This window comes from Citrobacter freundii ATCC 8090 = MTCC 1658 = NBRC 12681, assembly GCF_011064845.1.
GTDB classification, from domain to species: Bacteria; Pseudomonadota; Gammaproteobacteria; order Enterobacterales; family Enterobacteriaceae; genus Citrobacter; species Citrobacter freundii.
In genome coordinates, this window is sequence record NZ_CP049015.1 from 2,607,346 (window position 1) to 2,631,100 (window position 23,755).

Genomic DNA, 23,755 nt, shown 5'->3' on the forward strand with positions numbered 1-23,755 from the left:
TTAGCAAGTACGCAGCCAGGCCAGTGACTGACGATACGCTTCCGGCAGATTCTCTGCTCGTACGCGCCCTTCGTACACAACGTAGCCCTGATAATTATCTTCACGTAACTGGTCAAACAGTGCAGTGAAATCCAGCGTACCGCTTCCCGGCTGATAACGATGGTTATCCGCAATATGGACGTGACCCAGCAGATCGCGATTGTCGTGCAGCGCCTGTGCCATATCGTCTTCTTCGATATTCATATGGTAAAAATCACCAATGATTTGCACATGCTTCAGATTATTTTCCACGATATAGCGACGGGCATCCGCCAGGGTGTTGATCATATGATCCTGATAGCGGTTGAGCGGTTCCAGATACACCACCGTCCCCGTACGCTCGGCAACTTTATCAAGATAAATCAATGAATCACTGACAGCTTTACGATCGCCTTCCAGGCTACGCGGAGAAGCCATCGGCGGTAAGCGGAAGGTAAACATGCCCCATGCAGCAGGTACAATAATGCCTTGTCCGCCGACTTCGGCCAGCGCTTCGAGAATGCGGGTAATCTGCCGCAACCCGTTTAAACGACGCTCTTCGATAAAATCACCGATCCAACCGTCATATCCTCCACAGGCAGTGGTAACAGGCAAACCTGTTTCTTTGATCGCCGCTTTTACTTCATCAAGGTTATTGACCAGCAACTTACCGTCAATTTCAAAACCATCAAACCCCATCTCTTTGATGTAACGGAATTTCTCGAGAATATTTTCCGGGAAAAAAGCCTGATTCTGTGTTCCAATTTTCATCTTCTGCATTCCTTAATTAAAACGTCACGCCCATTTTGATGCTCTTTTCCGGATGGCGATCGACATACTGCATATAGCTCTCCGGGCTGTTGGCGAAAGTCACTACCGGGTCAATGAGTTCTTCACAGTCCAGGTAACCGTTCATCAATAGTTCCCAACAGGTTTCCTCGATGCGCTTGCGGCTCCAGCGCGGATAATCTGGATTAGGTTCACTACCAGCACGTGAGAAGACAATTTTGGCATTGTTGAAATGCGCTTCACGCCCCAGGTTGAAACCTTCAGCAAAAGGTTTCGCGAAAGCGACATAGGAAATGGTTCCACCATAGGCCAGACCGCGTAACGCCGACTGCAGCGCATCTGCATAGCCGCTGGTTTCGATGATCACATCTGCGCCCTGCTTACCGGTCAGCTTCTTAATTTCCATGCCTACATCGGTGCCAATCGGATTCAGACAGAAATCCGCGCCATGGCGACGCGCGATATCGCAGCGATGGGCAATCGGATCGACGCCGATGACCACTGAGGCTCCCGCTTTCTTAGCCAGTTGCACGGCAATCTGGCCAATTGCGCCTAAGCCCACGATGACCACAAAGTCACCGACACGCACATTGGCGTCGCGCACACCGCTCATGGCGAACTGTGCCGGGTCATAGCACACGGCATTTTTCCACGAACTGCCTTCAGGCATTTTGCGCAGTTTGTAGTTGTTCACCGCATTAAAAATAACCGTTTCTGCCAGAGGACCGTATCCGCAAACTGAATCGCCAACGGCGTATTCGGTCACATCGCTGCCACACTCAATAACATCGCCCACCACCATATTGCCAAGCTGGAATTTACCGAATTCGATCCCGCGCGGTGCCCCTTCCGGACGCGGCATAAACATTTGCCATTCACCGTTAAAATCTTCGTCAATAAACGGGCTGGCAGCACGAAAATCGACCACTTCTGTGCCATGTTTCGGCGCGCCAAATTTAACGCGAACTTTAACTTCATTGGCGGATACCGCTCTGTCTTCATATTCCACCAGCGCTGCAACGCGCGGTTCTGTGGCAACTAACTTCTTCATTTACAACTCCTTAATTAAACTGGCCGCTTAGCCTTTCACGCCGCCAGCGGTCAAACCACTTTTAATAAAACGTTCGGAAAGCGCATACATAATGACCACCGGTAATGCGGTGACTAACGATGCGGCCATCATGCGTCCCCAGATATAGTCAGGTGTACTGAACAGCGCGTTCAGACCGACCGGTAAGGTAAAATTGCTGGCGCTGGAAAGGAAAATCGAAGCAAACAGATAGTCATTCCACGCCACCATAAAGCAATACACAAAGACCGAAACCAGACCAGACATTGCCAACGGCACGGTAATGCGAAAGATGATCTGCAGACGATTCAACCCATCCATCATCGCGGCTTCTTCGATCTCGTCCGGAATGGTGTCGAAATAGCTTTTCAACATGAACACTGCGGTCGGCAGCGTCTGGGTGACCATAGTGATAATCAACGCCATTTCGGTGTCGTAAATGCCGAGTGCCGTAATGATCTTGAATAACGGCACCACCAGCAGGATCCCCGAAAACATATACACCGTGTAAAAACTGGCATTGATGGTCATTCGTCCCTTAAAACGCAGGCGGGAAAGCGCATACGCCCCGAGCACGCCCAGAAATACCGCCACCACCGAAGAAGTCACCGATACCACCAGGCTATTACGGAAGTAGTCAACAAAGGGGAAAATCATCGGGTTGAAGATGTCGATGTAATGTTCCAGCGTCCATTGCTGCGGTAACAGCGTCGGATGCAGCGAAATCGCCTCTTTTGCGCTTTTAAATGAGGTCATCAGCATCACAAAAAATGGAAATAACGTGATGCCCAGGAAGACAATTAATCCACAGTAAAAGCCAATGCGGCCAAGCGTGCGCTTATTTGTTGCCATTGAGGTTCACCCGTTTTCTGGTCAGCAGGATAACAGCGAAAATGATGACGAAGAGGACAACAGAAATCGCGGCCGCTTTACCTAAGTCATTAAATGCAAACGCTGTTTTATAGAGATAGACCCCGAGAATATCGACTTTAGTGGTCAGCAGATAAACATCGGCGAACATATAAAACATCCAGATCGTACGCAGCGTGACTACGGTCGCCAGCACCGGCATGATCGCTGGCAGCGTGACGATGCGAAACCGTTGCCAGGCGTTCGCGCCATCCATTTCTGCCGCCTCATACAACGATTTATCAATAGTCTGTAAAATCGCCAGAAACGAGATAAAGGCATACGGGAAGTAGCGCCAGATGGCGAACAACACGACCAGCGCGAAGCTGCTACCGGGATTGTCGAACCACAGCGGAGCCTGATCGTAGAGATGCAACAGATCCACGCCGAGGTAGTTCACAATGCCGTAGCCGTTGTTGAACATGTATTTCCAGGCAAACACCAGCGAAATTGATGGCGTTACGTAAGAGAGGATGACCAGTGAGCGCGCAGTTTTCCGCAGACGAAACTCACGGTTAAAAAACATCGCCACTCCCAGCCCCAGCACCGTGCTCCCTGCCACAACCAGCGCGGTATACCAGACCGTCATCCACAGCGAATGCCAGAATCCGGGATCGGATAAGATACGGATATAGTTGCTCAGCCCGACAAACGTAGACTCAATTTGCGGATTAAGCGGCAAACGCATAAAGCTGATTTCGATGTTAGATATCATTGGCCACGCCACTAAACCGCCCAATAACAGCAAGCTGGGCGCCAGCAGCAGCATGGCAAATGGCATATCAGATCGACCTGAAAAGAACTTATTCATCACGGCTTTCCATTTCCCCATTAGCGCTGTTCAACGAGGTCATCCAGTTTTGTCTGGCTTGCCTTGATGGTCGATGAAAGGTCAGCTTTTCCTACCGTGACGTTGTGCACCATGGTACTCACGATGCCGGAGCCGGTTACGTCGCCCATGCGGGTAAAGTTCTTATCACCGACGGCACCAAAGACCTGAATATTTGGCAGTTCGGCAATCAGTTGATCGGGTAATTCACCCAGCGCTTTGATAACAGCGTTATCTTTCCACGTCGAAGTATTCACCACCGCTTTGTTGACCGGCAGCGCCGCCCCTGGCGACATCATGACCCAGTCCGCAATGTTGTCTGCCTGCTCCATAAAGGTGACAAATTTCTCTGCCGCTTCTGTTTCTTCGGTTTTTTGACCTGCGGTAATGGTCAGCGACGTCAGCATGCCGTAAACAGCGGAATTTTTTTCCGTCGGCACCATAAAGCCAACATTTTTAGGATCGCCCTCTTTGATCACCGCCGGGAGGATATAGGTGGAATAAATCGCCATTGGCGCCGTGCCGTTCATGAAAGCATCTTTGACTTCCATGATGTCGTTCGAGCCAGGCATAGTGTTCATGGCAAGTTGGCGGTAATACTGCAATGCCTGCGCCATTTCAGGTGTGTCGAGCGTAATCTTTCCCTGCGCATCAAAAACGTTGGCCTGGTTAGAGAGCGCAAACTGGGAGAATGACTGTTCGGTCAAAACGCTTTCTGCCGTCGGCAGCGCAATGCCGTATTTCTTACTGCCAGGATTGTTGAGCTTCTGCGCCACGTTTAGCAATTGCTGCCAGTCTTTTGGCTCTTCCAGTCCGGCTTTTGCCAGCACATCTTTGCGGTACCAGATCCCGCCAATCCAGGCGCTGACCGGAACCCCGGTCCATGCACTACCGTCTTCAGTGCGTACAATACGCAGGACACCATCATAAAAAGTACCCTCACCTACACCGTTGATGACCTGCGCTACCGCTTTACGGTCGATGAGGGATTCTTTATCCATAACTTTCGCGTAGTCATGGCTGGTTTCAATGACTTCAGGTAGTGAACCGCTGCGCGCCAGGGTGATGACCTTGGTGTTGTAAGCATCTTCTTCCACAGGAACCTGTTTGACGCTGATGCCCGGGTTTTCTTTTTCAAAACGCTCAATCAGTTTTGCAATGACCGCCTGCCGCTCCTGCTCAACAGAAGAGTGCATAAATTCAATCGCGACAGAGGACTTTTTATCATCCTTACACCCGGAAACCAGGGCGCAGGAAACCAGTGCTGAAATCAGCACAATTTTAGCTTTAAGCATGAAATGTTCCTTTTTATTACTTAACCCACATGACCTGCCAGGCGTACAACGTTAATTCCTTACCGAAAATAGTTTTACCGCCAATCAAATCAACTCCATTTTCTATATCAATACGAATGGTTTGAGTATGACCGCTGACATTAAATAACCCGGTAATTTCCTCACCTGTTTCCGCAGTACGTTTAATTTGCATTACGGCTGGTGTAATACTGTTAATTTGAAAATCACTATCAGGATGAAATGCTTTATTATTACGACGTATTACAATTAGTCGGGATAACTCATGATAAATAGCGTGACGCAAACTGGTTTCATTTGCCAGCTCCGCTTCTATTTGTCTCACCTGATATTTTTTGCGGTTGATCGCGCGGTTATAACCGAACGTCTCAACACCTTTATAATCATTGCGTGATCCAAGTATGCTTTGAATGTAAACCGCCGGCACGCCTGGAAAACTCAGCAAAATGGCATGTGCGAGAATAAAGCGAGAAAACCGTTCGGCATCGCTACAATTACCAGAGGTTAGCGCATCCATATATGTCACGTTAATTTCATACGGGCTGCGACTGCCATCAGGGTTATTTTTCCAGTTAACCAGCGCACCTTCCTGTTGTAGTTCAGTCACCAGCCGCATGATCTCGTCTTCAGGCAACAAACCGCGTAATGGGTTGAGACCAATGCCATCATGTGATGCGAGAAAATTAAACCAGGTTGTCTCACCAGACGGCAGCTCCAGTGATTGCGCCCACTGGCACAATATCGACGTGTCCTGGCGTTGTACCGCATGCAGCACCAACGGCGGCAGCGAGAACTGGTACACCATATGCGCTTCATCATGGCCATTACCGTAGTAGGACACGTTATCCTTATGCGGGACGTTGGTTTCGGTAATAATCGCCGTACCAGGCGCCGCGCAGTCCGCAATAGCGCGGAATAGTTTGATAAGCTGATGCGTTTTTTCCAGATGAATACAGCTCGTTCCAGGCTCTTTCCACATAAAGCCAACCGCATCCAGGCGAACATAATCTGCGCCCTGCTCAAGATAGCTCAGCAGCACATCGACCATCGCCAGTAACACCACCGGGTTGGCATAATTGAGATCGATCTGGTCATCGCTGAACGTCGTCCATAAATGGCGCACGGTGTTATCTTTTAGCGTAAATGGTGTCAGTAACGGTAATGTGCGTGGACGTGTGACGTTGCTCAGGTCCGTATCAGGATCCATTGCAATAAAGAAATTTTCATAACCGTCAAGTTGTTGCAAATAATTATTAAACCACTCGCTTTTAGCTGACATATGGTTACAAACAAAATCAAACATCAGTCGACTGGACTCACCTAATTCCTTAATATCATTCCAGTCACCGGTTTCTTCGGCAACCTGATGGTAATTAATCACGGAAAAACCATCATCCGATGACCACGGATAAAATGGCAGAAGATGCACATGAGAAAATGTCGACTTAAGCCATTCATTATAAAACTGATTAAACGTCGGCAACGGTTTTTTACCAACCCCGTGGAATTGATCGGCGTAGGTAATAAGCACCACATCGCCCTCGTCCCAATGCGCTTTACGGATTTTTTTAATTAATCCCTGTGATTTCTCTAAACGTGCAAACAGCGCTTCATAGTGGCATGAAGTAAATGTATGACCATAAACTTCTGTCAGGCATTTTTGGATTTTTTGGTTCACCTTCGATTCTCGTGGTAGCGGTCCCATGAACCAAGAGACTACTCTGCGGAAAATAAGCTGTCAATTAGCAGAGGTGGTCTGGAGGGGGGTAAAAAAAGAATTTTGGCAGCCAAAAAATCGTATTTGTGAGCTGCCGCAAATTAACTGAGGGAATGTTGATTAATTGTTGCTTGCTTTTACTGATTCAAATATCAGGTTCGATTACCGGAATATCGTTTCGACAATTTTGCCGCGGCCCGACTCAACACCGGTTCCAGAACCAACGCCAGCAGCATTTTTAGCGGGCGTCGGGCGACGGATTTCACCGCCCACCCTGCTACCCCCGCCGGGCCGTAGCGAAGCGCCGTTAAAAGCACCAGCTTACATGCTATTTTAAAGCCCGGCTTAACCCTTTGCCCGGCACGTTGCCAGCGATTGTTCATTTCTAACCTCACAATTGGCGGAAACGACTACGTAAGGAAAAAGTATCGGACGTCACATAACGTTCCATTTCACGCAAACGCTTTTCACTAGCCGCCAGCTCGCGATCGACGGCATCCAACAGCTCACCGCTTGATGGCTGCTGCTCGCCGGAAACCACATTGTCCGGCATCGGGTCCAACACAAATGTCAGCACGATATAGGCGACGAAGGTGAAAAAGGCCAGACCAAAAAAGACTGACAGCACCACCAGGATCCGTACCAGCTTCACAGGCACATCGAGATAATGCGCAATACCCGCACAAACCCCCTTCACCATGCCCTGCTGCGGAATACGCCACAGTTTTTTGTTCAGATTAACGCCTCCCATTAGCGGTCCCTCCAGTTTGGATGTTCAGCATCAAGGATGTCTTCCAGCGCCTGAATGCGCTCGCGCATCCGCTGTGCGTCATCGTTGAGTTCGACCAGACGTTGCTGTTCACTTTGCGACAGTTCGCCACGACTGGAACGGTTGCTGTAATGCAGCCAGAGCCAAATCGGTAAAACAAACAACACAAAGATAGTTAACGGGATAGCCAGAAATAGCGCGCTCATGAGTACTCCTTACAGGTGATGAGCGGCGGCGCGTTCGGGCACCGCCAGATGTTATTATTGCTTGTCTTGCTGCATTTTGGCTTTAAGTTGCGCCAGCTGCTCGCTGATTTCATCATCTGCTTTCAGGTCAGCAAATTGCTGATCCAGGGACTTCTGTTTACCGAAATTATGGCTTTCAGCCTCAGCTTCCATCTGATCGATACGACGCTCGAAAGATTCAAAGCGCGCCATCGCTTCATCAAGTTTACCGCTGTCCAGTTGACGACGAACATCACGTGAAGAACTCGCTGCCTGATGACGTAGCATCAGCGCCTGCTGACGAGCACGGGTTTCACTGAGTTTATTTTCCAGCTCACCAATCTCTTTTTTCATACGCGCCAGCGTATCGTCAACCAGCGTGACTTCATGCTCCAGAGAGGCAATCAGGTCAGTCAATTTCTGTTTTTCGATTAACGCAGAACGCGCCAAATCTTCTTTCTCTTTGCGCAGCGCCAGCTCAGCTTTTTCTTGCCACTCTGCCTGTTGCGCGCTGGCCTGTTCGATACGACGAGATAATTGTTTCTTTTCTGCCAGAGCGCGTGCGGAGTTTGAACGCACCTCAACCAGCGTATCTTCCATTTCCTGGATCATTAACCGCACCAGCTTCTGCGGATCTTCAGCCTTTTCCAGCAACGCATTAATGTTGGCGTTCACGATGTCGGCAAAACGAGAAAAAATACCCATAATGTAATCCTCACTTACTGTTCTGATATCGGGCTATGCCCTGCTGATTTCGTAATGCACTTGGCGTGCCAACTTTTTATCTAATTGATTTTAATAATTATATCTAATTTTACCTGGCGAGAGAATTAGGGTAAATTGGTGAATAACACTAACAAATGGTGAATTTCATCATGACAGGATACAAAGACAATCTTCTGGGTGAAGCAAACAGCTTTATTGAAGTGCTGGAGCAGGTTTCTCATCTGGCACCGCTGGATAAGCCTGTCCTGGTTATCGGTGAGCGAGGTACTGGGAAAGAGCTTATTGCCAACCGCCTGCACTATCTCTCCACCCGTTGGCAAGGCCCGTTTATTTCGCTTAACTGCGCAGCGCTCAACGAGAACTTGCTTGATTCCGAACTGTTTGGTCACGAAGCAGGTGCCTTTACCGGCGCTCAAAAACGCCATCCTGGACGTTTCGAACGCGCCGACGGCGGTACACTGTTTCTCGATGAACTGGCAACCGCCCCGATGTTGGTGCAGGAAAAATTGCTGCGCGTTATTGAATATGGAGAGCTGGAACGTGTTGGCGGCAGCCAGCCGTTGCAGGTTAACGTACGACTTGTTTGTGCAACCAATGCCGACTTACCTCGCATGGTCAACGAAGGTACTTTTCGCGCGGACCTGCTGGATCGTCTGGCCTTTGACGTAGTGCAACTCCCACCGTTACGCGAACGCCAAAGCGACATAATGTTAATGGCCGAGCATTTTGCCATTCAGATGTGTCGCGAGATCGGGTTACCACTGTTTCCAGGGTTTAGTGCCGAAGCCAGAGAAACGCTCCTCCACTACCGTTGGCCAGGCAATATTCGTGAACTGAAAAACGTCGTGGAGCGATCCGTTTATCGACATGGGACCAGTGATTACCCGCTGGATGAGATAATCATTGACCCCTTCCGCCGTCATGTCGTGGAATCTCAGGTGCAGGAAGCAAAACCAACATCTGTAGCATTACCGCTGGATCTGCGTGAATTCCAGCAGCAACAAGAGAAAGACTTTCTACAAACCAGCTTACTGCTGGCTAAATTTAACCAGAAAAAAGCCGCTGAATTACTGGGTCTGACTTATCATCAGCTACGAGCCTTGCTGAAGAAACACCAGATCTAGCACGCATTTGCAAGTGTCATACTGGCGGGTTTGACGCATAACCTCATCTAAGCTACGCCAATTTTTCGAAAGTCGTGTTGGAAAAGTGTGAGCTGCGGGAGAACCGCTGGATGGGGACTCAGGTACTGGGTGCGACATTCAGTGGCTCAGATCTCTCCGGCGGCAAGTTTTCTACTTTCGACTGGCAAGCAGCAAACTTCGCACATTGCGATCTGACCAATTCGGAGTTAGGTGACTTAGATATTCGGGGTGTTGATTTACAAGGCGTTAAGTTAGACAACTACCAGGCATCGTTGCTCATGGAGCGGCTTGGTATCGCTGTGATTGGTTAGCCCAGCGTTTACACCGGGAGATGCGTTTGACGATTTACTTTTAACCAGTACGACTCCTGGCAAGCATTGTGAAACGTTTTCTCCAGTGGACGAATATCCTGACCTGCCGCATCAACGACATGCCATCTAATGCTGCATTCTGGACAGGCATTTGATGAATATTTAACCAATTCATTTTCGCGAGAACAACGAATAACCACTCCCGAATCATGAAGCCATGTCTTATTTATAATCTCAACTTCAGCCATGTCATCCCGTTTACTGACATCCTCAATACAAATAACATTTTTGCCTATTTTTATAGCATTGACATAATCCGCTAAGTTGCTCATTTATTAAATATTCCCGTTGATTCGTACACTAACGCATTGTAATCGCTTACGCATTTTGTCACAGCGAGGAAACCGTAACAAATTACGCCAACTGTCCACATCCTGCACCGCGTTTATAGCAAGTCAGATGGGGCATGAAAATGCTAAGATAGTTAACAGAGTAGATTCAAAGTGGATAGCAGGTATGAATTTTGACCATGACGCGGTGTTGAACTCGCGCTTATCGAACCTGTTGCTCCCAAAAACAAACGGTAATGGCAAATGTCATTAAGTATTAGTAAGATAGCCTCTTTATATAATCCATTAAAATTATGCGCCTGGTTTTATCATCTCTGATCGTGATGGCTGGATTTCTGAGTGGTCAGGCTGCTGCTGCGCCTGAGCAAGCTTCGCACGCTGATATCCGTGACAGTGGGTTTGTCTATTGCGTCAGCGGGCAGGTCAATACGTTCAACCCGCAAAAAACGAGCAGTGGTCTCATCGTCGACACGTTAGCGGCCCAATTGTATGACCGACTGCTTGATGTAGATCCCTACACCTATCGACTGGTGCCTGAGCTGGCTGAAAGCTGGGAGGTGCTGGATAACGGCGCAACCTACCGCTTCCATCTGCGTCGTGACGTACAGTTTCAAAAGACCGCCTGGTTCACTCCCACCCGCAAACTGAATGCAGACGATGTGGTGTTTACCTTCGAGCGCATCTTTGATCGCCACCATCCATGGCACAATGTGAACGGCAGCAATTTCCCCTACTTCGACAGCCTGCAGTTCGCCGATAACGTCCAAAGTGTGCGCAAACTGGACAACAACACCGTTGAATTCCGCTTAACTCAACCTGATGCCTCCTTTATGTGGCATCTTGCCACACACTATGCCTCCGTAATGTCGGCGGAATATGCGGCTAACCTGGCAAAACAGGATCGTCAGGAACTGCTCGACAGACAACCTGTCGGCACAGGACCGTACCAACTTTCGGAGAATCGTGCCGGCCAATATATTCGGTTGCAGCGGCATGAAAAATTCTGGCGCGGCACTCCTCTGATGCCGCAGGTGGTAGTGGACCTCGGTTCTGGCGGAACCGGACGGTTATCAAAGTTACTGACCGGCGAATGTGACGTTTTAGCCTGGCCTGCCGCCAGCCAGCTCAGCATATTGCGTGATGACCCTCGCCTGCGTCTGACGCTGCGCCCGGGGATGAACATTGCCTATCTGGCGTTCAACACCAATAAACCGCCGTTGAATAACCCTGCCGTGCGGCATGCGCTGGCGCTAGCGATCAACAACCAACGGTTAATGCAGTCTATCTACTACGGGACGGCAGAAACCGCGGCATCTATTTTGCCTCGCGCCTCGTGGGCTTATGATAACGAAGCTAAAATTACAGAGTACAACCCGGCAAAATCGCGCGAGCAGTTAAAAGCACTGGGGCTGGAGAATCTGACGTTACAACTTTGGGTTCCTACCAGCTCTCAGGCCTGGAACCCCAGTCCGCTGAAAACCGCAGAGCTGATTCAGGCAGATATGGCTCAGGTGGGTGTGAAAGTGAAGATCATCCCGGTAGAAGGCCGTTTTCAGGAGGCAAGATTAATGGATATGAACCATGATCTGACGTTATCCGGCTGGGCGACGGACAGTAACGATCCTGACAGTTTTTTCCGGCCGTTGCTCAGCTGTGCCGCCATCAATTCGCAGACCAACTTTGCCCACTGGTGTAATCCGCAGTTTGACAGCATTCTGCGCAAAGCCCTCTCTTCGCAGCAGCTTTCATCGCGAATAGATGCCTATGACGAAGCGCAAAATATTCTAGCGCAAGAGTTACCGATCCTGCCGCTGGCCTCTTCACTGCGTCTACAGGCTTACCGCTACGACATCAAAGGGCTGGTGCTCAGTCCGTTCGGCAATTCCTCTTTTGCCGGGGTGTCCCGGGAAAAGAAAGATGAGGTGAAAAAACCATGATTATCTTCACCCTGCGTCGATTTTTGTTGCTGCTGGTCACCCTGTTCTTTCTGACCTTTATTGGATTCAGCCTGAGCTACTTCACACCTCATGCGCCGTTACAGGGCGCATCGTTGTGGAACGCCTGGGTATTCTGGTTCAATGGTCTCATTCACTGGGATTTCGGTGTATCCAGTATCAACGGTCAGTTGATCTCAGAACAGCTGAAAGAGGTGTTCCCGGCCACAATGGAACTGTGCATTCTTGCCTTTGGTTTTGCACTAATGGTCGGGATCCCCGTTGGTATGCTGGCAGGCATCACGCGCAACAAATGGCAGGATCGTTGCATCAGCGCATTGGCTCTGATGGGGTTTTCTATCCCCGTTTTTTGGCTGGCTCTGCTGCTGACATTGCTCTTCTCACTGACCCTCGGCTGGTTACCCGTTTCCGGGCGTTTTGATCTTCTCTACGAGGTGAAACCCGTTACCGGTTTTGCCATTATTGATGCGTGGATCTCCGACTCACCCTGGCGCGATGAAATGCTGGTCAGCGCTATCCGTCATATGGTGCTCCCGGTGCTAACGCTCTCCGTTGCGCCCACCACCGAAGTCATCCGCCTGATGCGTATCAGCACCATTGAGGTCTTTGATCAGAACTACGTCAAAGCGGCAGCCACACGCGGTTTGTCACGCTTAACGATTCTGCGCCGTCACGTTCTGCACAACGCCCTGCCGCCGGTGATCCCGCGTCTGGGCTTACAGTTTTCCACCATGCTGACGCTGGCGATGATCACCGAGATGGTCTTTAGCTGGCCTGGTCTTGGCCGTTGGTTGATTAACGCGATTCGCCAGCAGGATTACGCGGCGATTTCAGCGGGCGTTATGGTGATTGGCTCACTGGTTATCATCGTCAACGTTATCTCTGATATTTTGGGTGCTATGGCTAACCCTCTGAAACATAAGGAATGGTATGCCTTACGATAGCGTCTATAGCGAAAAACGCCCGCCAGGTACGTTGCGCACCGCATGGCGCAATTTCTATGGTGATGCAACTGCGATGATCGGCCTGTACGGCTGCGCGGGATTGGCTGTTTTGTGTATTTTTGGTGGTTGGTTTGCCCCTTACGGCATCGATCAGCAATTTCTCGGCTATCAGCTTTTACCGCCGTCATGGTCACGCTATGGCGAAGTCTCTTTCTTCCTCGGAACTGACGATCTGGGACGAGACGTTTTAAGTCGTCTGCTCAGCGGCGCGGCCCCGACCGTTGGAGGCGCGTTTGTCGTCACTCTTGCCGCCACACTGTGTGGCCTTGTATTGGGCGTAGTTGCCGGTGCGACGCACGGCTTGCGCTCCGCAGTGCTGAACCACATTCTGGACACCCTGCTGTCGATCCCTTCTCTGCTGCTGGCGATTATTGTGGTGGCCTTTGCCGGACCGCATCTGACACACGCCATGTTTGCGGTCTGGCTGGCGTTGCTGCCGCGCATGGTGCGCTCCGTTTACAGCATGGTGCATGACGAGCTGGAGAAAGAATACGTCATTGCCGCTCGCCTGGATGGTGCAACCACACTGAATATTCTGTGGTTTGCCGTTCTGCCGAATATTACCGCCGGTCTGATTACTGAAATCACCCGCGCACTGTCGATGGCGATTCTGGATATCGCCGCGCTGGGTTTTCTCGACCTTGGCGCACAGCTGCCATCCCCGGAATGGGGGGCCATGCTCGGTGACGCGCTGGAGCTGATTTATGTCGCACCGTGGACGGTCATGCTGCCAGGCGCAGCGATTATGATAAGCGTGCTGCTGGTTAACCTACTGGGTGACGGCGTGCGCCGCGCAATTATTGCGGGGGTGGAATAATGCCATTACTGGATATCCGCAACCTGACGATTGAATTCAGAACCGGTGACGACTGGGTTAAGGCAGTTGATCGCGTCAGCATGACCCTCAACGAGGGTGAAATCCGCGGGCTGGTCGGCGAGTCGGGTTCCGGCAAAAGTCTGATCGCTAAGGCCATTTGCGGCGTCGCTAAAGATAACTGGCGCGTAACCGCAGACCGTATGCGTTTTGATGATATCGATCTGCTACGCCTTTCCGCGCGTGAACGACGCAAACTGGTCGGTCATAACGTCTCCATGATCTTTCAGGAGCCACAGTCATGTCTCGATCCGTCTGAGCGGATCGGACGGCAGCTAATGCAAAATATTCCTGCCTGGACTTACAAGGGCCGCTGGTGGCAGCGCATCGGCTGGCGCAAACGCCGTGCGATTGAACTCTTACACCGCGTCGGGATAAAAGACCATAAAGATGCCATGCGCAGCTTCCCATATGAGCTAACCGACGGCGAATGCCAGAAGGTCATGATCGCTATCGCATTGGCGAATCAGCCGCGTTTGCTGATTGCCGATGAACCGACGAACGCGATGGAGCCAACCACCCAGGCGCAAATTTTCCGTCTGCTAACCCGTCTGAATCAAAACAGCAATACCACCATTTTGTTGATAAGCCATGACCTGCAAATGCTCAGCCAGTGGGCTGACAAAATCAACGTGATGTACTGCGGACAAACGGTGGAAACCGCGCCAAGTAAAGATTTGGTGACCATTCCGCATCATCCTTATACTCAAGCGTTGATTCGCGCTATTCCTGATTTTGGTAGCGCAATGCCGCACAAAAGCCGCCTGAATACCATGCCAGGAGCAATTCCATTGCTGGAACAATTACCCATCGGCTGTCGTCTGGGGCCGCGCTGCCCTTATGCACAACGCGAATGTATTGAAACCCCAAGACTGACCGGAGCAAAGAATCATCTCTACGCCTGTCATTTCCCGCTGAACATGGAGAGAGAGTGAGATGGTAGAAACCCTGCTCGAAGTTCGTAATCTGAGCAAAACCTTTCGCTACCGGACAGGTTTATTTCGCCGCCAGACCGTTGAGGCCGTCAAGCCTCTGAGTTTCACCCTGCGCGAACGTCAGACGCTCGCCGTCATTGGTGAAAACGGTTCAGGGAAATCTACGCTGGCAAAAATGTTGGCGGGTATGATTGAACCTACCAGCGGTGAGCTGCTGATTGACGATCATCCGTTAAAATATGGTGATTATTCATTTCGTAGTCAGCGGATCCGTATGATTTTCCAGGATCCGTCAACATCGCTTAATCCTCGGCAACGTATCTCGCAGATCCTCGATTTTCCGCTACGACTGAATACCGACCTCGAGCCTGAGCAGCGTCGTAAACAGATCGTGGAGACCATGCGCATGGTCGGACTGCTGCCCGATCACGTAAGCTATTACCCGCATATGTTAGCGCCGGGACAAAAACAGCGTCTGGGCCTTGCCCGTGCGCTCATTTTACGACCCAAAGTCATTATCGCCGACGAAGCCCTTGCTTCTCTGGACATGTCGATGCGTTCGCAGCTCATCAATCTGATGCTGGAATTACAGGAAAAACAAGGGATTTCATATATCTATGTGACTCAGCATATTGGCATGATGAAGCACATCAGCGACCAGGTATTAGTCATGCATCAGGGCGAAGTTGTTGAGCGCGGCAGTACAGCGGACGTTCTGGCCTCCCCGTTGCATGAACTTACCCGTCGCCTGATTGCAGGTCATTTCGGCGAAGCGCTTACCGCCGACGCCTGGCGGAAAGATCGCTAACAAACGACTGCCCCCTCAACCGGGGGGCATTCTGCCATCAGTGACACAACGTAGGTAAGAGCAGCGTATCAACTTCGGTAAACGTGACTGACGGGTAAAGGGCACCCTGCATTGCCCAGACACCTGCAGTACTGGCCTCGTCGACAAATTGTGATGTTTCGACTCCCTTCACGACAACACGGTCGCAATATTCCCTGATATTTTTGATCAGCACCGGGAACATCGGTTTTTCTACCTGTTCCAGGAAAAAACCGCGATCCAATTTAACAACGTCAAAATGACCGCAAACCAGCGGGCTGGCCCCTACGCTGCCGGAGCCAAGATCGCCTAACCACAATGCGTTTGGGCCGTCGCGAAGTGAATTAATCAACAGACTATTCAGGCACACTGTATTCGTCAGAAAACGTTCTGAAAGTTCCAGTGCAATAAATGGTAGTGCCTGTAAGGCCGACTTGATGGCTGGATCACCAATCGCCAGCAGCGCCATTTCGTCAATGAGTTTCAGGGTACAAATAAGGCTGTTGCGCTCAAACCAGTCACGCTTTTCGGCAATTAATCGAATTTGCTCGAGCATGAAATTACGCTTTTGTTCGCTATCCCACGCTGAAATGATGAAATCTGGATGCAACGGTTGAACCGTATCTGAAGTAAACCGGGCGTTGATCTCTACGCCCAGTAATTTATCTGTTGTGTCTCTCATCGTTTCCGCGATGAAATGATAGTGCATAAGACCACTCCAATTGATCATAACGTCATGATAATGCACTTCTAATCACAATCAATCAATAATATCGATCAATGTGTCGATATTGATCGATAAAAACAATATATCATAACAAGCTGAATATTGTCATATTTTTTGTTTTAAGAAAGTTCCTACCTTGCTATGTTTATTAACATCAGCTAGCAATGAAATAATACCATTTCAATGCCTTTGAAACCTTGCATTTTCTCTGATTCACCGACGTTAAATGCCTGAACGAAGCATAACCGGAGGGGAATGATATACTCCCCACATGCAATGAAGTGACTGGTCACGTGAGGTTGATAACCATTCCTCAGGGAAAAGGCGTGGGATATAATTTCAGACCAATTTCGAGTGAGCTTAACGCGTCAATCATAATTCATTGATTGGTAAAAGATAAGTGTTAACAAAAAGGATTAAAGCCATGGGTTTTTTATCAGGTAAGCGTATTCTGGTGACAGGCCTTGCCAGTAAATTGTCTATCGCATGGGGAATCGCTCAGGCGATGCATCGCGAAGGTGCTGAACTGGCGTTCACCTACCAGAACGACAAGCTGAAAGGTCGTGTGGAAGAATTTGCAGCGCAATTAGGCTCCAACATTGTTTTGCAGTGTGATGTGGCTGAAGATGCCAGCATTGACGCCATGTTTGCTGAACTGAGCAAAACCTGGCCGAAATTCGACGGTTTCGTACACTCAATCGGCTTCGCACCTGCTGACCAACTGGATGGCGATTATGTGAACGCAGTTACCCGCGAAGGATTTAAAATTGCGCATGACATTAGCGCTTACAGCTTTGTTGCGATGGCAAAAGCATGTCGTTCCATGCTAAACCCTGGCTCTGCGCTACTGACGTTGTCCTATCTGGGTGCAGAGCGTGCAATCCCTAACTATAACGTCATGGGCCTGGCGAAAGCCTCCCTGGAAGCGAACGTCCGTTATATGGCTAATGCGATGGGACCTGAAGGCGTGCGTGTGAATGCCATTTCCGCAGGTCCAATCCGTACACTCGCCGCTTCTGGCATTAAAGATTTCCGTAAAATGCTGGCGCACTGTGAAGCGGTTACACCGATTCGCCGCACCGTTACCATTGAAGATGTGGGTAACTCCGCAGCATTTCTGTGCTCCGATCTCTCTGCCGGTATCTCTGGTGAAGTCGTACACGTTGACGGTGGCTTCAGCATCGCCGCAATGAACGAGCTGGAACTTAAATAATCCTAAGACCTCGATGGGCGGTCTTGCGCCGCCCATGACACTCCCCTCAGCCACCACATATGCCTTTCTGATATTTATTATCACGTAACAATCTTTCATCCCCTCATTTGCTTACGTCAGGATATTGCAGCGCAAACGATCCGGCGTAGTAGTATGACGACAAGTCCGGGTCGCCACTTTTAGACCAAGGAACGCCCATGGAACAACGCCGAATTGAAGGCAAAAGCCACTGGTATCATGAGACGCAATCCAGCACGTATCCGCAAGATGTTCTGCCGCTGGTCCCGGAAGCCGCTCATGTCGACGACAGTTTTTTACTGGATCTGGCATTACCTGATGACGTTCTTTCGCCCTTTCAATCCTGGTTAACCCCTGCCCGTAGACTTGCCCAGACGCTCTTCCCGGCTCATGTAAACCTGAATCAGATGCATACGTTCAGTGCCTATGAACGAATGAGTACAGCCCTGACCGTCGCTCAAGTGTATGGTGTGCAGCGATTGTGTAATCACTATGCCGCGCGTTTAACACCGCTTCCCGGTCCGGACTCCTCGCGGGAAAGTAACCATCGACTGGCACAAATCACCCAATATGCTCGCCAACTTGCCAGCTCTCCTGCCGTGATAGGCGAACGCGACCGTCAGCATCTGGAAGCGGTCGGACTGACCACCAGCGATAATATTCTGATGAATCAAATCATCGGCTTCATCGGTTTTCAGGCCCGAACCGTGGCCCTGTTTCAGGCCTGGTCTGGTCATCCGGTACGCCGAATACCGGGGCTGGATATTCAGCAATTTGCTCACGCTTCGTTATTTAACGCCACAAAGACAACCTGGCATGCTGCACCATTCCCGATCGAAAAATATCCCCCCCATGCTGAGAATTCTGCCAGAGGATATCCCGATGAACTGCAAGCGTTGGTGCCATTATTGATACATTCACCGGTCATTTTAGATTTACTCACGACGCTGATTTCCGCTGTCCGGCGCAGCACTGTATCAGTACAGGCATTTTCACTGGCAGCGCTGGTGACGTCACGAATTAACGGCAGCGTGGCCTGCTTTAACGAGCAGGCGCATACAGCAAATGAATTAGTCGACGTTATCGCCCTGCTTCGCCTGGATGAACGTGAATTACAACGTTGGGAACAACGACATCCGGTTGAGCGCGTCACCCTACAGGCGGTACAATGGCTGACCCGGGCGCCCGACCACTTTAGCACCGCACTGTTAACGTCTTTGTTCGATCAGGGAATCTCTTCAGAGCAGGCCATCAACCTGCTAGCCTGGAGTGGATTGTGCGGATGGTTGAATCGCTTGAAAATCGCGCTGGGCGACACTGATTAACCGATCCACTTACTGAAAGAGCGCTTGCTGCCACTGGCAGAATCGCGTAAAACTGTCAGCCGCTCTTTTAGCCACGAAAATAGACAATTATGCTTCAGGACAACCCGCTGCTAGCGCAGCTTAAACAGCAACTACATTCCCAGACGCCACGTGCTGAAGGGGTGGTAAAAGCCACGGAAAAAGGCTTTGGCTTCCTGGAAGTCGATGCACAAAAAAGCTATTTCATTCCACCGCCGCAGATGAAAAAAGTGATGCATGGCGACCGCATTGTTGCGGTTATCCATACAGAAAAAGATCGTGAGTCTGCAGAGCCGGAAGAACTGATCGAACCCTTCCTGACGCGCTTCGTGGGTAAAGTTCAGGGCAAAAATGATCGTCTGTCCATCGTGCCGGATCATCCGTTACTGAAAGATGCTATTCCTTGTCGTGCCACCCGTGGCGTTGAACATGAATTTAAAGAAGGCGACTGGGCGGTTGCAGAAATGCGCCGTCACCCGCTGAAAGGCGATCGCACCTTCTACGCCGAGTTAACCCAATTTATCACTTTTGCTGATGACCACTTTGTCCCGTGGTGGGTCACACTGGCACGCCATAATCTGGAAAAAGAAGCACCGGACGGCGTAGCAACCGAAATGCTGGACGAAGGCCTGGTTCGTGAAGATTTAACCGCCCTTAATTTCGTCACCATCGACAGCGCCAGCACCGAAGATATGGACGATGCGCTGTATGCTGAAGAACAAGCTGACGGCACGCTACAATTAACCGTCGCCATTGCCGACCCAACAGCCTGGATTGCAGAAGGCAGTAAGCTGGATAAAACGGCAAAAATTCGCGCGTTCACCAATTATTTACCGGGGTTCAATATCCCGATGTTGCCACGTGAATTGTCTGACGATCTCTGCTCTCTGCGCGCGAACGAAGTGCGCCCGGTTTTAGCTTGTCGTATGAGCATTACCGCCGATGGCGCGATTGAAGACAACATCACCTTTTTCGCTGCGACAATTGAGTCAAAAGCGAAGCTGGCCTATGACAATGTTTCCGACTGGCTGGAAGGTACAGGCGAGTGGCAACCAGAAAACGACGCGATTGCGGAACAGATCCGTCTGCTGCATCGTATTTGTCTGAGCCGAGGAGAGTGGCGCCATAACCACGCGCTGGTCTTTAAAGATCGCCCGGATTACCGTTTCGTTCTCGGTGAAAAAGGTGAAGTACTGGACATCGTCGCTGAACCACGTCGCATCGCAAACCGTATCGTGGAAGAATCCATGATTGCGGCAAATATTTGCGCCGCCCGTGTGCTTCGCGACAAGCTGGGCTTCGGTATTTATAACGTCCATATGGGATTCGACCCGGCCAACGCCGACGCTCTGGCCGCGCTCCTGAAAACCCACGGTATGCACGTCGATGCCGAAGAAGTCCTGACTCTGGAAGGTTTCTGCAAACTGCGCCGCGAACTGGATGCTCAGCCATCAGGCTTCCTCGACAGCCGAATTCGCCGCTTCCAGTCTTACGCTGAAATAAGTATTGAGCCAGGTCCACACTTTGGGCTGGGTCTGGAGGCATATGCCACCTGGACTTCCCCAATCCGTAAGTATGGCGATATGATCAACCACCGTCTGCTTAAGGCTGTCATCAAAGGCGAAACCATCGCCCGACCTCAGGATGATACCACCGTGCAAATGGCAGAACGTCGTCGCCTGAACCGGATGGCTGAGCGTGACGTGGGTGACTGGCTTTACGCCCGTTTCCTGAGTGATAAAGCCGGTACCGACACCCGCTTTGCGGCCGAGATCATTGACGTCAGCCGCGGTGGCATGCGCGTGCGCTTAGTTGATAATGGCGCTGTTGCATTTATTCCAGCACCGTTCCTGCACGCCGTTCGTGATGAACTGGTATGCAGCCAGGAAAGCGGCACCGTGCAAATTAAAGGTGAAGTTGTTTACAAAGTCACGGATGTGATTGACGTAACTATCGCTGAAGTACGGATGGAAACCCGCAGCGTTATCGCGCGTCCAGCCGCGTAACACGCATAAATCAAGCGACCTTTCTCATTTTTGAAAGGTCGTTTTCTTTTTACCTCCCAAATTTCAACCGCGCACTACACTTCTTTCATCCAGTCAAAAAATTTATTTACTATTTTTCAGCTCCGTTGGCTTTGCTTTTTACGGATTCTGGATTACACATAAATATATAAAAAAAACAATACGTTCAGCCATAATCACCCTGAATGAATCATGGCTACCCATACTTTTGAGGCTCTATGCGCTTTAAACGGGATAGTACACATCATGAAAGACGTCCGGGAGCTGATTACGTTGTATAGCTATGTTGGCACTAATAACCCTTACTGGCGTTTGTCAGAGGATTGCAACATCCTGCATTTCTCTGTCGAAGAAACGTCAGAGGCCGATCAGACCATCGAATTATCCCCGGAACAAGCCGAACGCATTCGCGAGATGACGGTAATTACGTCAAGTTTATTAATGACGTTACCGATTGAAGATGACAACATTCCCGTGCATCTGGTCGGCCGAAAAATCAATAAGCGTGAATGGGCCGGTAGCGCATCCGCCTGGGATGACACCCCTTCCGTCGCCCGTGACCTGGCTCATGGCCTCTCTTTTGCCGAACAGGTGGTTTCTGAAGCCAATTCAGTCATTGTCATTCTTGATCGCATGGGCAACATTCAGCGGTTTAATCGACTGTGCGAAGAGTATACCGGACTCAAAGAACGTGAAGTCATTGGCCAAAGTGTATTCACATTATTTATGAGTCGACGTGAAGCTGCCGCGTCACGACGCAATATCGAGGTCTTTTTTCGCGAAGGTAACTCATATGAAGTTGAACGCTGGGTGAAGACCTGCAAAGGACAGCGTCTGTTTTTATTTCGTAATAAATTTGTGCATAACGGTAGCGGCAAGAACGAAATATTTCTGATCTGTTCCGGGACCGATATCACTGAAGAACGCCGCGCCCAGGAGCGTTTGCGGGTGTTGGCGAATACTGACTCGATCACAGGATTACCCAATCGCAACGCTATTCATAATCTGATCAGCAATGCGATTGAGAACGCGGGCGATACGCAGGTCGGGATTGTGTACCTCGATCTGGATAACTTCAAAAAGGTAAACGATGCCTACGGGCATATGTTTGGCGATCAGCTATTGCAAAGCGTATCGCTGGCAATACTCAGTTGCCTTAGCGAAAACCAGTTACTGGCACGGTTTGGCGGCGATGAGTTTATTGTCCTTGCCACCGAAACATCCCAGGGTTCACTGGAAGCCACCGCGTCGCGTATTCTGACACGCCTGCGTCAACCTTTTCGCATCGGCCTGATTGAAATCTATACCGGATGCTCTATTGGTATTTCCCTCGCTCCACAACATGGTCAGGACTGCGAGAGCGTCATTCGTAACGCCGATACGGCCATGTACACCGCAAAAGAAGGTGGCCGTGGACAGTTTTGTGTTTTCTCTCCGGAAATGAATCAGCGGGTATTTGAATATCTGTGGCTGGATACTAATCTGCGCAAGGCGCTGGAAAACGATCAACTGGTTATCCATTATCAGCCAAAGATAACCTGGCGAGGCGAAGTGCGCAGCCTGGAGGCGCTGGTTCGCTGGCAGTCTCCGGAACGTGGCCTCATTCCACCACTGGAATTTATCTCCTACGCCGAAGAATCAGGGCTTATCGTTCCTCTGGGTCGCTGGGTTATTCTGGACGTTGTGCGTCAGATAGCAAAATGGCGCGCAAAGGGAATCAATCTGCGCGTGGCGGTAAACGTTTCTGCCCGGCAGCTCGCCGATCAGACGCTATTTACCGATCTCAAGCAGGTGCTTCATGAACTCGACTTTGAATATTGCCCCATCGATGTCGAGTTAACGGAAAGCAGTTTAATTGAAAATGAGCAGTTGGCACTGTCCGTCATTCAGCAGTTTAGCCAGATGGGGGCGCAAATCCATTTGGATGATTTTGGTACCGGCTATTCGTCACTGTCTCAACTGGCCCGGTTCCCGCTTGATGCAATTAAACTGGATCAAACCTTTGTCAGGGATGTACACAAACAACCTGTTTCGCAGTCGCTGGTACGTGCCATTGTTGCGGTCGCACAGGCACTCAACCTGCAGGTCATCGCCGAAGGTGTTGAAAGCGCGAAAGAGGATGCGTTTTTAACCAAAAATGGCGTCAACGAGCGTCAGGGTTTTTTGTTTGCCAAACCAATGCCAGCCGCCGCGTTTGAGCGTTGGTATCGACGGCACCTCAATAAAAAAACACGCTAATGCAGTGGGATCAAACGTTGAAAATAGCCATAAATGGACATTACGTAACGATCCTATCTTCATGTAATCACAGAATATATAATATTCTTCTATCGTTGATAGTTAATACTATTTTTCCCTTCTCTTTTGCCATGAAATTCTGCATCATGAAATTCAAACTCTATTGCCATTAGGATGATAACCATGTCTGATATCGACGCTCAGCGTCTGGCCGAACGCATTGATACTGTGCTGGATATCCTCGTTGCAGGTGATTACCACTCAGCTATCCATAATCTCGAAATTCTGAAGGCTGAGCTGCTAAACATGACCAAAGAAGATGCCGAATCCTTGCCCAAAAAGCACAAGGCTCCCTGGGAGATCTGATGACATTAACCCTTTAATGTCGCTGCTATAAGCAAACTGCACGTGGGGCAGTTTCCGTTTAAT

23 protein-coding genes and 1 pseudogene are annotated in these 23,755 nt (G+C 50.0%); 12 read left to right on the forward strand and 12 right to left on the reverse strand.

Annotation, left to right across the window (positions count from 1 at the left end; all coding sequences use genetic code 11):
* The 10 genes from G4551_RS12500 to pspA form a co-directional block, all read right to left on the reverse strand.
* Complete coding sequence (locus G4551_RS12500) at nt 1-789, reverse strand: sugar phosphate isomerase/epimerase family protein (RefSeq protein ID WP_003840759.1); 789 nt, start codon at nt 787-789, stop codon at nt 1-3.
* Nucleotides 790-805: 16 nt separating this feature from the next.
* Nucleotides 806-1,858: a zinc-dependent alcohol dehydrogenase gene (locus G4551_RS12505; protein WP_003840756.1), complete on the reverse strand. Its 1,053-nt coding sequence runs from the start codon at nt 1,856-1,858 to the stop codon at nt 806-808.
* A gap of 27 nt (nt 1,859-1,885) precedes the next feature.
* Nucleotides 1,886-2,728, reverse strand: coding sequence for a carbohydrate ABC transporter permease (locus G4551_RS12510; protein WP_003020474.1), 843 nt, complete (start codon nt 2,726-2,728; stop codon nt 1,886-1,888).
* Nucleotides 2,715-3,596 (reverse strand): carbohydrate ABC transporter permease, encoded by an 882-nt coding sequence (locus G4551_RS12515; protein ID WP_003840754.1) that lies wholly within the window; start codon nt 3,594-3,596, stop codon nt 2,715-2,717. The genes G4551_RS12510 and G4551_RS12515 overlap by 14 nt, the downstream gene beginning before the upstream one ends.
* Nucleotides 3,597-3,616: 20 nt before the next feature.
* Nucleotides 3,617-4,909 carry an ABC transporter substrate-binding protein gene (locus G4551_RS12520; protein WP_003840753.1) on the reverse strand — a complete coding sequence of 431 codons (1,293 nt, stop codon included), beginning with the start codon at nt 4,907-4,909 and terminating at the stop codon, nt 3,617-3,619.
* A gap of 16 nt (nt 4,910-4,925) precedes the next feature.
* Nucleotides 4,926-6,605: a sugar phosphorylase gene (locus tag G4551_RS12525; protein ID WP_003840751.1), complete on the reverse strand. Its 1,680-nt coding sequence runs from the start codon at nt 6,603-6,605 to the stop codon at nt 4,926-4,928.
* A 191-nt stretch (nt 6,606-6,796) separates the two neighbouring features.
* Complete coding sequence (gene pspD, locus G4551_RS12530) at nt 6,797-7,027, reverse strand: phage shock protein PspD (RefSeq protein ID WP_003840750.1); 231 nt, start codon at nt 7,025-7,027, stop codon at nt 6,797-6,799.
* A gap of 8 nt (nt 7,028-7,035) precedes the next feature.
* Complete coding sequence (gene pspC, locus G4551_RS12535) at nt 7,036-7,395, reverse strand: envelope stress response membrane protein PspC (RefSeq protein ID WP_003020497.1); 360 nt, start codon at nt 7,393-7,395, stop codon at nt 7,036-7,038.
* Nucleotides 7,395-7,619, reverse strand: a complete 225-nt coding sequence (pspB, locus tag G4551_RS12540) for an envelope stress response membrane protein PspB (RefSeq protein ID WP_003020509.1) — start codon at nt 7,617-7,619, stop codon at nt 7,395-7,397. Before pspB ends, pspC begins: the two co-directional genes overlap by 1 nt.
* Before the next feature lie 54 nt (nt 7,620-7,673).
* Nucleotides 7,674-8,342, reverse strand: a complete 669-nt coding sequence (gene pspA, locus G4551_RS12545) for a phage shock protein PspA (protein WP_003020532.1) — start codon at nt 8,340-8,342, stop codon at nt 7,674-7,676.
* Between the two features lie 155 nt (nt 8,343-8,497).
* On the opposite strand from pspA, the gene pspF reads away from it, so the two are divergent.
* Together pspF and G4551_RS12555 are read left to right on the forward strand one after the other, a co-directional pair.
* On the forward strand, nt 8,498-9,487 hold the full coding sequence (gene pspF / locus G4551_RS12550; protein ID WP_162138599.1) for a phage shock protein operon transcriptional activator: 990 nt from the start codon (nt 8,498-8,500) through the stop codon (nt 9,485-9,487).
* A gap of 44 nt (nt 9,488-9,531) precedes the next feature.
* Nucleotides 9,532-9,819: pseudogene (locus tag G4551_RS12555) on the forward strand (pentapeptide repeat-containing protein); the annotation flags it as partial.
* Between the two features lie 8 nt (nt 9,820-9,827).
* Here the strand turns inward: G4551_RS12555 and G4551_RS12560 are convergent.
* Nucleotides 9,828-10,151, reverse strand: a complete 324-nt coding sequence (locus G4551_RS12560) for a hypothetical protein (protein WP_003840736.1) — start codon at nt 10,149-10,151, stop codon at nt 9,828-9,830.
* Nucleotides 10,152-10,462: 311 nt separating this feature from the next.
* Here G4551_RS12560 and sapA point away from each other — a divergent pair, with 311 nt between their 5' ends.
* Genes sapA through sapF form a run of 5 tightly spaced genes read left to right on the forward strand, consistent with a single transcriptional unit; the run spans nt 10,463 to nt 15,745 of the window.
* Nucleotides 10,463-12,106, forward strand: coding sequence for an ABC transporter substrate-binding protein SapA (sapA, locus tag G4551_RS12565; protein ID WP_003840735.1), 1,644 nt, complete (start codon nt 10,463-10,465; stop codon nt 12,104-12,106).
* Nucleotides 12,103-13,068, forward strand: coding sequence for a peptide ABC transporter permease SapB (sapB, locus tag G4551_RS12570; protein WP_003020545.1), 966 nt, complete (start codon nt 12,103-12,105; stop codon nt 13,066-13,068). Before sapA ends, sapB begins: the two co-directional genes overlap by 4 nt.
* The gene (gene sapC / locus G4551_RS12575) at nt 13,055-13,945 is read left to right on the forward strand and encodes a peptide ABC transporter permease SapC (RefSeq protein WP_003020550.1); all 891 of its coding nucleotides are present in this window, start codon (nt 13,055-13,057) and stop codon (nt 13,943-13,945) included. The genes sapB and sapC overlap by 14 nt, the downstream gene beginning before the upstream one ends.
* On the forward strand, nt 13,945-14,937 hold the full coding sequence (gene sapD / locus G4551_RS12580) for a peptide ABC transporter ATP-binding protein SapD (RefSeq protein WP_003020556.1): 993 nt from the start codon (nt 13,945-13,947) through the stop codon (nt 14,935-14,937). The genes sapC and sapD overlap by 1 nt, the downstream gene beginning before the upstream one ends.
* 1 nt (nt 14,938) lies before the next feature.
* The gene (sapF, locus tag G4551_RS12585) at nt 14,939-15,745 is read left to right on the forward strand and encodes a peptide ABC transporter ATP-binding protein SapF (protein WP_003020558.1); all 807 of its coding nucleotides are present in this window, start codon (nt 14,939-14,941) and stop codon (nt 15,743-15,745) included.
* Nucleotides 15,746-15,782: 37 nt separating this feature from the next.
* Here the strand turns inward: sapF and G4551_RS12590 are convergent, their stop codons facing one another.
* Nucleotides 15,783-16,472 (reverse strand): EAL domain-containing protein, encoded by a 690-nt coding sequence (locus G4551_RS12590; protein ID WP_003840730.1) that lies wholly within the window; start codon nt 16,470-16,472, stop codon nt 15,783-15,785.
* Between the two features lie 442 nt (nt 16,473-16,914).
* On the opposite strand from G4551_RS12590, the gene fabI reads away from it, so the two are divergent.
* From fabI to G4551_RS12615, 5 genes are all read left to right on the forward strand, one after another.
* Complete coding sequence (fabI, locus tag G4551_RS12595; RefSeq protein ID WP_003020565.1) at nt 16,915-17,703, forward strand: enoyl-ACP reductase FabI; 789 nt, start codon at nt 16,915-16,917, stop codon at nt 17,701-17,703.
* A gap of 197 nt (nt 17,704-17,900) precedes the next feature.
* Nucleotides 17,901-19,046 (forward strand): CMD domain-containing protein, encoded by a 1,146-nt coding sequence (locus G4551_RS12600; protein ID WP_003840728.1) that lies wholly within the window; start codon nt 17,901-17,903, stop codon nt 19,044-19,046.
* Between the two features lie 89 nt (nt 19,047-19,135).
* The gene (locus G4551_RS12605) at nt 19,136-21,070 is read left to right on the forward strand and encodes an exoribonuclease II (RefSeq protein WP_003840726.1); all 1,935 of its coding nucleotides are present in this window, start codon (nt 19,136-19,138) and stop codon (nt 21,068-21,070) included.
* Nucleotides 21,071-21,334: 264 nt separating this feature from the next.
* Nucleotides 21,335-23,326, forward strand: coding sequence for a cyclic di-GMP phosphodiesterase (gene pdeR, locus G4551_RS12610; protein ID WP_003840724.1), 1,992 nt, complete (start codon nt 21,335-21,337; stop codon nt 23,324-23,326).
* A 183-nt stretch (nt 23,327-23,509) separates the two neighbouring features.
* Nucleotides 23,510-23,692 carry a YciZ family protein gene (locus G4551_RS12615; RefSeq protein ID WP_003020577.1) on the forward strand — a complete coding sequence of 61 codons (183 nt, stop codon included), beginning with the start codon at nt 23,510-23,512 and terminating at the stop codon, nt 23,690-23,692.
* The last annotated feature ends 63 nt before the right edge of the window (nt 23,693-23,755 follow it).